The 13,153-nt window shown below is 61.9% G+C and carries 10 protein-coding genes and 1 tRNA gene; 6 read left to right on the top strand and 5 right to left on the bottom strand.

What is annotated here, in order from left to right:
* Window positions 1-8: 8 nt before the first annotated feature.
* Both AC3YOG_RS12465 and AC3YOG_RS12460 read right to left on the bottom strand, forming a co-directional pair.
* Window positions 9-1,529: an ABC transporter substrate-binding protein gene (locus AC3YOG_RS12465; protein ID WP_489935318.1), complete on the bottom strand. Its 1,521-nt coding sequence runs from the start codon at window positions 1,527-1,529 to the stop codon at window positions 9-11.
* A gap of 33 nt (window positions 1,530-1,562) precedes the next feature.
* Window positions 1,563-3,395 carry a gamma-glutamyltransferase family protein gene (locus tag AC3YOG_RS12460; RefSeq protein WP_489935317.1) on the bottom strand — a complete coding sequence of 611 codons (1,833 nt, stop codon included), beginning with the start codon at window positions 3,393-3,395 and terminating at the stop codon, window positions 1,563-1,565.
* Window positions 3,396-3,610: 215 nt separating this feature from the next.
* On the opposite strand from AC3YOG_RS12460, the gene AC3YOG_RS12455 reads away from it, so the two are divergent.
* From AC3YOG_RS12455 to AC3YOG_RS12440, 4 genes are all read left to right on the top strand, one after another.
* Window positions 3,611-4,297 carry a GntR family transcriptional regulator gene (locus AC3YOG_RS12455; RefSeq protein ID WP_489935316.1) on the top strand — a complete coding sequence of 229 codons (687 nt, stop codon included), beginning with the start codon at window positions 3,611-3,613 and terminating at the stop codon, window positions 4,295-4,297.
* 13 nt (window positions 4,298-4,310) lie between these two features.
* Window positions 4,311-4,700, top strand: a complete 390-nt coding sequence (locus AC3YOG_RS12450; protein WP_489935315.1) for a YybH family protein — start codon at window positions 4,311-4,313, stop codon at window positions 4,698-4,700.
* Between the two features lie 55 nt (window positions 4,701-4,755).
* Complete coding sequence (locus tag AC3YOG_RS12445; protein ID WP_489935314.1) at window positions 4,756-5,769, top strand: bile acid:sodium symporter family protein; 1,014 nt, start codon at window positions 4,756-4,758, stop codon at window positions 5,767-5,769.
* 248 nt (window positions 5,770-6,017) lie between these two features.
* Window positions 6,018-7,094 (top strand): AI-2E family transporter, encoded by a 1,077-nt coding sequence (locus AC3YOG_RS12440; RefSeq protein ID WP_489935313.1) that lies wholly within the window; start codon window positions 6,018-6,020, stop codon window positions 7,092-7,094.
* Between the two features lie 20 nt (window positions 7,095-7,114).
* Here the strand turns inward: AC3YOG_RS12440 and AC3YOG_RS12435 are convergent.
* The 3 genes from AC3YOG_RS12435 to AC3YOG_RS12425 all read right to left on the bottom strand — a co-directional run bounded on the left by AC3YOG_RS12435 (window position 7,115) and on the right by AC3YOG_RS12425 (window position 8,522).
* Window positions 7,115-7,190, bottom strand: a tRNA-Ile gene (locus tag AC3YOG_RS12435).
* 93 nt (window positions 7,191-7,283) lie between these two features.
* Entirely contained in the window at window positions 7,284-7,490 is a 207-nt protein-coding gene (locus AC3YOG_RS12430; RefSeq protein ID WP_127753612.1) for a hypothetical protein, read from the bottom strand.
* 90 nt (window positions 7,491-7,580) lie between these two features.
* The gene (locus tag AC3YOG_RS12425; RefSeq protein WP_489935312.1) at window positions 7,581-8,522 is read right to left on the bottom strand and encodes a nucleoside hydrolase; all 942 of its coding nucleotides are present in this window, start codon (window positions 8,520-8,522) and stop codon (window positions 7,581-7,583) included.
* Window positions 8,523-8,712: 190 nt separating this feature from the next.
* Here AC3YOG_RS12425 and AC3YOG_RS12420 point away from each other — a divergent pair, with 190 nt between their 5' ends.
* On the top strand, window positions 8,713-10,548 hold the full coding sequence (locus tag AC3YOG_RS12420; RefSeq protein WP_489935910.1) for a monovalent cation:proton antiporter-2 (CPA2) family protein: 1,836 nt from the start codon (window positions 8,713-8,715) through the stop codon (window positions 10,546-10,548).
* A 91-nt stretch (window positions 10,549-10,639) separates the two neighbouring features.
* Entirely contained in the window at window positions 10,640-13,117 is a 2,478-nt protein-coding gene (locus AC3YOG_RS12415; RefSeq protein WP_489935311.1) for a glycogen/starch/alpha-glucan phosphorylase, read from the top strand.
* The last annotated feature ends 36 nt before the right edge of the window (window positions 13,118-13,153 follow it).

Genomic DNA, 13,153 nt, shown 5'->3' with positions numbered 1-13,153 from the left:
GCCTGTGCTTAGTCCTGGCGGGTCACGCCACCCAGACGGATGATGCCGTCGGGGAAGGGCTGGAAGCCGGACAGATTGGCGTTGTGGGCGAAGATCCACTGCGAATGGTAGAGATAAACGATCGGCAGGTCGCGCAGCAGGATCTCGATGGCCTGGGCGTATTTGGCCTTGCGCTTTTCGGTGTCCCCGACGGCGCGCGCTTCGGTCATGATCGCGTCCAGTTCCTCGTTGCAGTAGTGCGCATCATTGCCGGCCGCACCGCAAGCGAGCATGGGCGTGATGTTAAGGTCCGGATCGACGCGGCCGCTCCAGCCCACAAGGTGAGCTTCGAAGGCGCCTTCGCGGGCGATGTCGAGCAAGGTCATCAGCTCGGTCGGCTTGATTTCGACATTGATGCCGACTTCACCAACCATGGCCTGGATGATCTGGGCGACCTGCTGACGCTCGGCGTCGGTGGGCACCAGCAATTCCACATCGACCGAGCTCACGCCGGCTTCGGCCATCTTGGCGCGGGCAGCGTCAAGGTCGCGAGCGGGAATGGGGAAGTTCTGGTCGTAGAAGGGGCTGCTGGGCGGGAAGGGCTGGTTGCCGGTGGTGAACTGGCCTTCGAACACAACCTGGTTGATGGCGTCGCGATCGACGGCTAGGCTGAAGGCCTCGCGAACGGCAGCCTGCTTGCCGGCGTCGAGGTCGGCGCCCGAACCCGTAATATTGAAGGTTACGCCATAATAGCCCAGGCCCACGACGGGAGCGACCGCGAGGTTGCTTTCGCCCTGAACCGCCGGAACGTCGGTCGCGGCAAGGCGCTCGATCAGGTCCATCTGGCCCGAGCGCAAGTTGAGCAGGCGCACATTGCCATCGGGCATGCCACGATAGACCAGGCGATCGAAGTGGTAGTTGTCCGCGTCGTGGTATTCGGCGAACTTTTCTAGGACGATGCGGTCCTGCGCAATGTGTTCGACGAACTTGTAGGGACCCGAGCAGACAGGGCTGTTGGTGAAGTTCTCACCCAACTCTTCGCCGGCCTTGGGGCTGATGATCATGCCCGCGCGGTCGGTCAGCGCGGCCAGCAGCGGCACCGAAGGCTCGCTCAGATTGATCTGGACCTGGTAGGGACCCAGCACGTCGATGCTCGAGATGCTGCTGATCTCGGACTTGCGGCGCGAGGCTTCCATGGTGAGCGCACGATCGAGATTGTACTTGATCGCTTCGGCATCGACCTTTTCGCCATCATGGAAGGTGGCGTCTTCGCGGATGGTCAGGGTCAGCGCGGTGCTGTCGGCGTTCCATTCCCAGCTGGTGGCCAGCATGGGCGCGATCTGGCCCTGCGCGTCGATGTCGACGATCTTGTCGCACAGCGACTGCAGCACGTGGCGGCCCACAAAGCTCCAGTTGGTCGCGGGATCAAGGGTGTCAGGATCATCCTGCAGGCCGATATTGAGTACCGACTGCGCCTGGGCCGGCGCGGCAGCGATGCCGGTCAGGGCAAGGCTCGCCATCAGGGCGATGTGTAAGGGCTTTAGTGTCATTGGTGTCTTCTCTCCACTGGTTGCAATTGGCGGCTAGCGGGCGATGGCGTAGCCCTGCATTCCCCTCGGATTGGCTGCCGCCTTGATGAGTTGCGTCGTCCCGTCCATCTCCCGGGCCACGGCGCTGAGCCGGCCTTCGGACCAGGCGTCGCCCAAGGTGATCTTGTGACCGCGCCGTTCCAGTTCCGCCTGCGTCTCGGCCGAATAGCGCGACTCGAGGGTCACGGCGCCAAGGCTGATCTCGCGTGGCCAGAAGGAGCTGGGCAGATGGTCGGTATGGAAGCTGGGCGCGTCGATAGCTTCCTGCAGGTTCATGCCGCCATGGATGTGGCGCAGCAGCATGATGAGCTGCCACTGATCCTGCTGGTCGCCGCCAGGAGTGCCGAAGGCGAGATAAGGAACGCCGTCGCGGAACACGGTGGAAGGCGTCAGCGTCGTGCGCGGCCGCACACCCGGCGCCATGCTGGAATTGAGACCCTCATCGAGCCAGAACATCTGTCCGCGCGTGGTGAGGCCAAAGCCGAGACCTGGAATAACCGGGCTCGACTGCAGCCAGCCGCCCGACGGCGTGGCGGAAACCATGTTGCCCCAGCGATCCACCGCGCTCACCTGCACGGTGTCGCCGCGCTGGGCGCCATCGCGGGTGAGGGCGGGTTCGCCCTGCTTATCGGTGGGCAGCAGCACATCGCGCGCAACGGTCGGCTCGCCGCCGCCGATGCCCGGCTGGGGGATCGTGCCCACAGGGCGCAACGGCGGCAGGGCGGAATTGCGCCCCTCGGGGGAACCCGGACGAACCTCCATTGAGGCCGTGTCGGCGATCAGCTGGCGGCGCTCATCGGCATAGGCATCGGAGAGCAGCGCGGTCAGTGGCACATCGGGGCTGTCGCCATACCAGGCTTCGCGGTCGGCCATGGCGAGCTTGGCGCTTTCCACCACCAGGTGCACGAAGTCGGGGCCGAGCGTGTCGACTTTGTCGATGCCCGTGCCCTTGAGCAGCTGCAGCATCTGGAGCAGCACCGGACCCTGCGACCAGGCCCCGCATTTGAACACTTGGTAGTCGCCATAGGTGACCGAAGCCGGCTTTTCGATCTGCGGCGTCCAGCTGGCCATGTCGTCGGCGGAGAGCAGGCCCTTATGGGCGGTGCCCGAAACGTCCCACACATCTTGGCTGGCACAGAACTGGTCGATCTGCTCGGCCACCGGACCTTTGTACCAGAAATCGAGCGCCGCATTGATGCGCGCTTCGCGCGTTGGCGCCTTGCTGGCATCCTCCAGGATGCGGGTATAAAGCGCCGCCACTTGCGGGTTGCGGAACAGTTTGCCCGCCTGCGGCGCCACGCCGTCCGGCAGGTAGAGTTCCGCCGAGGTTGGCCAGTGGGTGGTGAACAGTTCGCGCATGGAGGCGATGGTGTTGGCAATGCGCGGCACCAACGGGTGGCCGTGGGCCGCGTAGTAAATGGCCGGCGCCAGCACGTCCTCGAGCTCGGCGGTGCCGAAATCGCGCAGCAGGGTCAGCCAGGCGCCGAATGCCCCCGGCACGCAGGCCGGCAGCATGCCAGTGCCCGGAACAACGGTCAGGCCAAGCTCGCGAAAATAGTCCAGCGTTGCCTTGGCGGGAGAGGGGCCTTGCCCGGAAATCACGATCGGCTCTGAGGCGCCGGCGGGCGTTACCAGAATTGGAACTTCGCCCGCGGGGCCGTTCAGATGCGGCTCCACGATCTGCAGCACAAAGCCCGCCGCAACAGCGGCGTCAAAGGCGGTGTGACCTTTTTCAAGAATCGCCATCCCCGTAGCCGATGCGAGCCAGTGGGTGGTGGACACCCCCCCAAACGTACCGCGCAGTTCCGGACGTGTTGTAAAGCTCATCTTTTCCCTTCAGCTTCTCGGATACGCCCTTGAGGCGCTGTGGACAAAACTCGTCTCAGCTGTGAGTATTGTATACGATACAGCTGTGCAGCCTCAACCCCGCGGGGGATGAGGCCGCATACTGTATATTGTTTGCGCACATTGCAAGGCTGTTGCATAATTCACCAATACAAGAATGCCGCGGCGCCAAGAGGGTCCGCGAAGGAAGGAGCACGATGCTGGAGACGCGCAAGGTCCACAGCCATGTGGTTGCGGAGGAACTCGAAGAGGAAATTATCGCCGGGATCATCCCGGCGGGATCTCGTCTGGATGAGAGCTCCATTGCGGAGCGATTCGGCATTTCGCGGACCCCCGTTCGCGAGGCCCTCCATATCTTGTGTGGCCGCTCGCTTGCCGAGCGCGTCCCCTACAAGGGCGTTCTGGTGGTGCAGATTTCGGCCGAGCGCATCGACCAGATGTTCGAGGCCATGGCCGAGATGGAGGCCACCTGCGGCCGCCTCTCGTCCCAGCGCATGACCATGAGCGAGCGCGCCGAACTCGAGCGCCTGCATCAGCAGATGAATGCCCTGGCTGAAGCGGGCGATCACGGCGGCTACGACACCGCCAATGCCGCGTTCCACGAGCTGTTATTCCAGGGCAGTCACAACAGCGATCTGGCTGGGATAGCCCAGGCCCTGCGCGTCAAACTTGCTCCGTTCCGCAAATACCAGCTCAAGGATACCGGCCGGCTCAAGCGCTCCTGCCTCGAGCATCAGCAGATTGTCGATGCGATCCTCGATCAGGACGCGCGCGCCGCTGAAACGGCACTGCGGCGGCATCTTGTTTCGGCGGCGCAGGAAGTGTTGATCCGCCGCCAGATCCAGGACAGTGCAACCAGCAAACCCACCTTCTCTCCTGCCTGAACAAGAGCCCGCAATGTCTTATTCCGACGATGAAACCGCCATCCGCACCGTGATCGCCGATATGCAGGTCGCTTGGAATCGTGGAGATTTCCACGGCTATATGGCCGGCTTTGCCAATCCGGACGTGATCTTCGTGTCTCGCGGGCGGGTGCAGCGAGACTGGCAGGCGACACTGGATCACTACATCGCGGACTATGGTTCAGCCCCCGAGATGCGCGGCGAGATCGAGTTCTCCGACATTCGCATCGAAATGCTCGCGCCCGATGCGGCCCAGCTGGTCAGTTCATACCGCCTTTCGCGCCCGCGCGAGGCACAGCAGGGCATCAACACCAGGCTCATGCGCAAGCGCGACGGGCGCTGGGTCATCGCGCTCAACCATGTCTCGAGCTTCGAGCCTGCCTAACCCCAAACCTTCGTTCTTTCTGCGCTCCGGCGCCTAACCTTATCTGGCGACTTCAATGGCATTTTCCGCACGACTCAAGAGCCTCGGCATCGACTTGTACATGGTGCTGCTCCTCGGCATGGTGGTTCTTGCCACCCTGTTGCCCGCGCGGGGGCTGGGGGCGGAAGTGGTGTCGCAGGCGTCCTACTACGCCGTGATGCTGCTGTTCTTTTTGTATGGCGCCAAGCTCAACACCTCGGCCATCGTGGCGGGCATCGCCAATTGGCGGCTCCAGCTGCTGGTGTTTGGCTTCACCTTCATCGCTTTCCCGCTGCTGGGGCTCCTGTTCTCTACGGCCCTCGCATCGGTGCTGCAGCCCGAGATCATCATCGGCTTGCTGTATCTAACCTTGCTGCCCTCGACAGTGCAGTCCTCCATTGCCTTTACCTCCATTGCCGGCGGCAATGTGCCGGCCGCCGTGTGCGCGGCATCAGTGTCGAACCTGCTGGGCGTCTTCATCACCCCGGCGCTGACAGCGCTGCTGCTCCACACTGGCGGTCATGGGGTTGATGCCAGTGCCATGTTGAGCATCGGCATTCAGATCCTGCTGCCGTTTTTCCTCGGGCAGGTGGCGCGGCCGCTGATCGGGCCCTGGGTGCAAAAGCACAAGCTCCTGACCTCGATCGTTGATCGCGGCTCGATCCTCCTCATTGTTTACTCCGCCTTCAGCGCCGGCATGGTCGCGGGCATCTGGAGCCAGGTGGATTGGGTCGCGATCCTCATCATCATGCTCGCCAGCTGCGTGCTACTGGCGGTGGTGATGTTCGCCACTGTATTTGCCGGCAAGGCCGCCGGCCTTTCGCAGGAGGATCGGCTGGTGCTGCTGTTTTGCGGCTCCAAGAAGAGCCTCGCCAGCGGCCTGCCCATGGCCAATATCCTGTTTGCCGGGCAAGCCGTGAGCCTGATCATCCTTCCCGTGATGATCTTCCACCAGATCCAGCTTCTGGTCTGCGCCGTCATCGCCCAACGCATCGCCAATGGCCGCAAGGCGATGGTGGCCCAAGCCGAACCCAAGGCTTCGGCGGCTTAGCAGGCTTCAAAGGCGGCGTGCTGGCGGCTTTCGCCGCTCGCGGCCTGGAGGCGGTCATTGTTGATGTCCGGTCTTGATCAGCAATGACCATGCGCTTGGGAATCAGCTGACGTTCGGTTCGGCCAATAGTGGGCCAACTGCGCTTCGCCTGCAGGTGTCGCTTTCCAGGACCGCTAAAAAGCGCTGCTTTCCCGCCCGGATACAAACCGCTCGTCGCAGCGTTTGACTTTCGTTTGCAGGGTTCAGCCATGAGCGACCAGCAAACCACCCCCACTCCCGCGCCCATCCAGACCGGTCCAGCCGAGGTCGCGCTCTATGCGCTGGTGATCGGCGCGGTTGTTGGCCTAATGCTCGTCGCATGGTTCCTGCGCCAGATCTTGCTGCTGTTTTTCGCCGCGATCCTGTTGGCAGTGATCATCTGGAGCGTGGCCGAACTGGTGCGCAAAATCCTGCCGCTCCGTCTCAAAGGGGCGGTGGCAGTCGCTTGCCTGATCATTGTCGCCCTCGTTGTCGGCCTGGTCTGGCTGATGGGCGCTCAGGTGGTCGAGCAAGTCTCGACCCTGCGTGACGCAGTTCCCTTGGTGGCATCTGAACTGAAAACCCGATTTGGCCTGGATGTGCAGCAATGGGTCGCCCATGCTGACTACACCAGTTGGCTCCAGGACGCTCTGGGCTATGTGCCGAGTGTGTTCAGCACTGTATCATCCAGCATCCTTGTCGTGGCCGGCGGCGTCTTTCTGGCGCTTGATCCACAGGGTCATCGGGAAGGGGCCCTCTTGCTGGTGCCCCGGTCCCGACGCGAGCGGCTGCGCCAAACGCTCAATCTGGCGGCACGGTCACTGCAACATTGGCTGGCGGGGCAGGTGATTGCCATGGTGATTATCGGCGGTGCAACCGCTGCGGTTCTCGCCATGTTCGGAGTTCCCTCCGCGCTGGCCCTGGGGCTGATTGCAGGTCTGCTGGAATTCGTGCCCTATGTCGGCGCTATCGTCGCCTATATTCCACTTGGGTTGGCCGCCATTGCTCAGGGCGTCAACACCTTCTGGTGGGTCTTAGGGGTTTACGTCCTCATCCAGCAAAGCGAGGGCAATATCCTCATGCCGCTCCTCCAGAAACGGACGGTGGAGGTGCCGCCAGTCGTCGCGCTATTTTCGGTGGTGGGCTTGGCACTGCTGTTCGGACCACTGGGAATTGTCCTGGGCGTGCCGCTGACGGTGGTGCTGCTAGTAGCCCTGCGCGAACTCTATATCATCGATGTGTTGGGGGAGCCGCGCGAAAGCGCAAGGTCCGACCGTATCCGAGCCAGACCGACCCGAAGGGCCTAACTCTAAGTACTTGAATAGATTGGTGGGCCCACCAGGACTCGAACCTGGAACCAGACCGTTATGAGCGGTCGGCTCTAACCATTGAGCTATAGGCCCCGGCTGGGTGTGTAGCAAAGTGTCGGGAGGGCCGAAAGGGTCAACTGCCAAGGAAGTGACACTTCCGTCAGGGTCTGACGCTGGAGCTGGGGCTCAGCGCCCCGAGGCACTGGGGCGGCTGAACAGTTCGGTGAGCTTGAGCAGCGCCGCCAGATGCACGTTCTCGGGGGTGGAGGGATCACGCAGGCAAAGCACATCGCTGACAACGGTGAAACTCACGCCGTTGCGGATGCCCGACGCGGTGAAATGCAGCCGCCGGTGCTCGGCCGAATAGCGGGCATGGGTCACTTCAAACTGCATGATGCCAGCTAGGCATAAGCCGTTGGCAAGGCAAGCGCGATGCGCAAGAAGCGCGCAGTAGTCCGCTCAATTCTGCATGACCGGCAAGGCTCAGGGTAGCCGGGCCAGCCGTTCGGCCAGCAAGGCATAAAAGCCATCGGCATCGGCGTGGCGCATGAACTGCACATTGGCTGGCTTGCCGGTGACATGCCAAAAATCAGCCACGCTCATGCCGCGCGTCAGCTCGCTCCCCGTTTCAACCGCAACATGGCAGTGACGGCCGGTGAACAGGGTGGGCTTGAGCAGATAAGCGATCACCGTGGGGTCATGCAGCGGGGCGCCTGACCAGCCGTATTTCTGCAAATCGAAATCCTGGGAAAAGCTCAGCATCTCGTACACCGCCGTGCTGGCGCGATTGCCCAGGGCGTGGATGGCGGCGAGCCGCTCCGGTGTGGACTGTACGCCATGCGTAACGTCGAGCGGCATCATGGTGATTGGCGCCCCACAACGCAGCACAACATCTGCGGCTTCGGGATCAACATAGATGTTGAATTCGGCCGCTGGCGTGATGTTGCCGACTTCGAAGTAAGCGCCGCCCATCAAGACGATCTCGGCAATGCGCTCGGCGATCCGCGGCTCCTTGATGAGCGCCATCGCAATATTGGTGAGAGGCCCCAGCGCACAGAGGGTTACCGTGCCCGGCTCGGAAGCGAGCAGGGTATTTACGATGAAGTCCACCCCGTGCATCCGCTCGAGCAGGAGCTTGGGGGCCGGCAGGTCGGGGCCATCGAGGCCGGTTTCGCCTTGCACATGCTCGGCCGTGATCAGCGGGCGCCGGATGGGGCGGCCGCAGCCGGCGAACACGGGAATGTCCTTGCGGCCGGAAAGCTCGACCACCTTGAGCGCGTTGCGGGCGTTTTGCGCAACACCGACATTGCCTGCAACAGCGACCACCCCCACAACCTCAAGTTCCTCAGGTGATGCCAGCGCCAGCAGCATGGCGACAGCATCATCCTGGCCGGGATCGGTGTCGATGATGATCTTGCGGGTCATGGAAGAACCTGAATTTTGTTGGATCGAAGAATAGCTGAGTGGCGCCAAGGGCCTGGCGCGCCAAACCTTATATCGGCTGGCGCCCGGCGCGATAGCCGAATAGCTGCCATGCCGTCATGTGCTTGACGGATGTCGCTTTGCTGCCGAACAGTCCGGGTTCATCGAAGACAAGGAATCGAGTGTGGAACACGTGGTAACGGAAGCGGCAGGTCACGGGGTGGACCTGATACCCATCGTGGTGCTGCTGGCGGCAGGTGTGTTTGCCGTACCATTGTTCAAACGCATCGGGCTCGGCTCAGTGCTGGGTTATCTCGCGGCTGGGTTGTTGCTTGGCCCGTCCGTGCTGGGCGTGATCCATGAGCCCGAAGCCGTGCTTTCGGCCGCCGAGCTCGGCGTCGTCCTCTTTTTGTTCATCATCGGCCTCGAAATGGAGCCGACGCGGTTGTGGGCGCTGCGCAAGCAGATCTTTGGCCTGGGGGTCGTCCAGGTACTGGTCTGCGGCGCGCTGCTGACGGGGGTGGGCATTCTCCTCGGCTTTGCGCCACCGGTGGCCTTTGTCGCCGGCATGGGCTTCGTTTTGACCTCGACGGCCATCGTCATGCAAATTCTCGGCGAGCGCGGGGAACTTGCCACAGATAGCGGCCAGAAAATGGTCTCCGTTCTGCTGCTCGAAGACCTTGCCATCGTGCCGCTCCTGGCCATCGTGGCGCTGCTCGGCCATTCCGGCGGATCGGACAGCTTCGGTACCCGCCTGGTGAGCATTGCCATCGCGCTTGGCGCCGTGCTGCTGCTGATTTTTCTCGGGCGCCGCATCATGAACCCGCTCTTTGCAGCGCTGGCCTCCACCAAGCAGCGTGAGGTCATGACTGCCGCTGCATTGCTGGTGGTCCTGGGCGCGGCCTTGTTGTTTCAGCTGAGCGGGCTTTCCATGGCCATGGGAGCCTTCCTGGCTGGCGTGCTGCTCTCGACCTCGACCTTCCGGCATCAGCTGGAAGCGGATGTGGAGCCGTTCCGCGGCATCCTGCTCGGGCTGTTCTTCCTTGCCGTCGGGATGTCGCTGGACCTGCGCATTGTCGCGGACAACTGGGCGATCATTGCGCTCAGTGTTGCCTGCTATATGCTGGTCAAGGGTATTGGCATCTATGCGATTGCCCGCCTGTTGCGGTCCTCCCATGGCGAAGCGCTGGAGCGCGCCGTGCTCATGTCGCAGGGCGGCGAATTTGCCTTTGTGTTGTACACGACGGCGACAGCCGCCGGCATCATCGACGCACCCACCAACTCCATCTTCACCGCCACAGTCGTGATCTCGATGGTCCTGACCCCCTTTGCGATCGCGGGCCTGCGTTTTGTGACGCCAAAGACCACCCAATCCATGGATGGGGTGGATAGGGCCAGCAATCTAAGGGGTAGGGTGCTCATCATCGGCTTCGGGCGCTTTGGCCAGATCGCCAGCCAGCCGCTGCTGGCGATGCATCATTCCGTCTCGATTATCGACAATGACACCGACATGATCCGGGCTGCCTCGCAGATCGGCTTCAAGGTGTATTACGGGGATGGAACGCGGCTCGATATCCTGCATGCCGCAGGGGCTGATAATGCCGAGATCATCCTGATTTGCGTCAATGACAAGGCGAGTGCAACGCGCATTGCCGAATTGGTGCGTGACGAGTTTCCCCTTGCCAAGGTCATGGCTCGTGCATTCGACCGCGGGCACGCCATTGAACTGGTCAAAGCCGGGGTCGAGTATCAACAGCGCGAACTGTTCGAGTCCTCGTTGATCCTTGGCGGCAAGGCGATCACGCTGCTTGGCGCCAGCCAGGAAGAAGCCGACCAGGTCGTGGCGGGCGTTCGCGAGCGCGACAGCCAGCGGTTCGAGTTGCAGATGGTGGGCGGCGCGCAAATGGCAGGGCGCCACTTGCTGCTCAGCAATGCGGTCGATCAGGCGCGTGAAAGCGGTGTTGCCGTGCGTGAGGAGGACATCGACGAAGACGCTAAAGAAGCGTCTTCGGTGGGAGGAGCCCGTTAGTGCCGCCAAAGTGAGGGCTTTAACCAACACTGGTTAAATGCCAGACTAAAGTCTAAGAGGGACCTGTTCGTCACGTATTCCGGATCGCGATATGCCCCAGAAGCCAATCGTCTACGACGCTCCCACCCCCCAGCCTCGTGCCACTACAGTGGAGGCATTGGAAGCCGAGATCCTTGAACGGCTGATCTATTCGGTCGGCAAGGACCCCATTGTCGCGCGGCCTCATGACTGGCTGGCGGCGACAATTCTGGCGGTGCGCGATCGGGTGATGGACCGCTGGATGGAGTCCTCGCGCGAAACCTGGCGCACCTCCCACAAGCGCGTTTATTATCTCAGCCTCGAGTTCCTGATCGGCCGCCTGATGCGCGACGCCATGAGCAATGTGGGCCTGCTTGAGCCGGTGAGAGAAGCCCTCAAGAACCTCAATGTCGATTTGGGCGACCTTATCGATCTGGAGCCTGATGCCGCGCTCGGCAATGGCGGCCTAGGCCGTCTTGCCGCGTGTTTTCTTGAGTCGATGTCCTCGCTCAAGATCCCTGCCTATGGCTATGGCATCCGCTATGTGCACGGGCTGTTCCGCCAGGAAATGAGCGAAGGCTGGCAGGTGGAGCTGCCCGAAGAATGGCTCGCCCACGGCAATCCCTGGGAATTCGAGCGGCGCGAAAGCTCCTATGAAATTGGCTTCGGCGGCATCGTTGAGCCGGTTGAAGGGCCCGATGGCACGGTGCGCCAGGAATGGCGCCCCAACGATCATTTCCTTGCCGTCGCCTTCGACACACCCATTGTAGGCTGGCGCGGAGCGCGGGTGAATACGCTGCGCCTTTGGAGCGCCCAGCCGATTGATCCCATCCTCCTCGACAAGTTCAATTCGGGCGACCATCTCGGGGCGCTCGAGGAAAGCTCACGGGCCGAGGCGATCACACGGGTGCTCTACCCCGCTGACTCGACCGCCGCCGGGCAGGAGTTGCGGCTGCGTCAGGAGTTTTTCTTCTCCTCGGCTTCCCTGCAGGACATCGTGCGCCGGCACTTGCAGCAATATGGCGATCTGCATTCCCTGCCGGACAAGGTCGCCATCCAGCTCAACGACACGCACCCGGCCATTTCGATTGCCGAAATGATGCGCATCCTAGTGGATTTGCATGGTCTGGATTGGTCCGTCGCCTGGCCGATCTGCAAGGCAACCTTCAGCTACACCAACCACACCCTGTTGCCCGAAGCGCTGGAAAGCTGGCCGGTGGCCTTGCTCGAGCGCATGCTGCCGCGGCACATGCAGATCATCTACCAGATCAACAGCCAAGTTCTGGGCGAAGCGCGGCGCAGCGCCGAGTTCACCGATGCGCAGGTGGCCAATCTGTCGTTGATCGATGAGAATAGCGGGCGGCGGGTGCGCATGGGCCAGCTGGCTTTCGTCGGCTCGCACGCCACCAATGGTGTGTCGGCGCTCCACACCGAGCTCATGAAGCAGACGGTGTTTTCCGATCTGCACAAGCTTTATCCCGACCGGATCACCAACAAGACCAATGGCATTACGCCGCGCCGCTGGCTGATGCAGTGTAATCCCGAACTCACCAAGCTCATCACCGAAACCATTGGGCCCGCATTTCTGGATGATGTGAATGCGCTCCACGCGCTCGCTGATCACGCCGAGGATCCGGCCTTTCAGAATAAGTTTGCCGCAGTCAAGCGCGGGAACAAGGATCGGCTGACCCGCCTGATCAAGGATCGCATGAACATCGTAGTCTCACCGGACGCCGTGTTCGACGTCCAGGTAAAGCGCATCCACGAGTACAAGCGACAGTTGCTCAACATCATCCAAGCCGTTGCCGCTTATCAGGAAATTCGCGCTCACCCGGAACGCGAATGGGTGCCCCGCGTTAAGATCTTCGCGGGCAAGGCAGCGCCAGGGTACTGGAACGCCAAGCTCATCATCAAACTCATCAACGACGTCGCCAAGGTCATCAATAATGACCCGGCGGTGCGCGGTCTTCTCAAGGTGGTCTTCCTGCCCAACTACAATGTCAGCCTCGCCGAGGTGATCATGCCAGCAGCCGATTTGTCTGAGCAGATATCGACAGCGGGGATGGAGGCATCGGGCACCGGCAACATGAAGTTCATGGCCAATGGCGCCATCACAATTGGCACCATGGATGGCGCCAATGTGGAGATGCACAAGGAAGTTGGCGCGGAAAACATCGTCATCTTTGGCTTGTCCACTGAAGAGGTCAACGACAAGCGAGCGCGGCACGAGGCGCCCATCCAGGCCATCGATAGTTCGCCAGCTCTCAAGGAAGCTCTCGAAGCGATCGCTTCGGGCGTGTTTTCGCCCGACGATCCGCATCGCTATGGCGATCTGATCGGCGGGCTTTATGACCGCGACTGGTTCATGGTTGCGCGAGATTTCGATTCCTATGTGGCGGCTCAGGCACGGGTGGATGGCTTGTGGCTCGATAAGGCGCGCTGGAATGCCATGGGCATTCGCAACACGGCGCGCGTAGGCTTTTTCTCTTCGGATCGCACGATTAAGCAATATGCCGAAGAAATCTGGGGCGTGCCCGTCGCTGCAACCTAGGTTGCAGCGGAGCGCGTCCGATGAATGCAATAAGAC

The sequence above is a fragment of the Devosia sp. Z6_126 genome (genome assembly GCF_058133495.1).
Note: the sequence above shows the minus strand (reverse complement) of the source record. Positions and strands in the feature narration are given on the sequence as shown.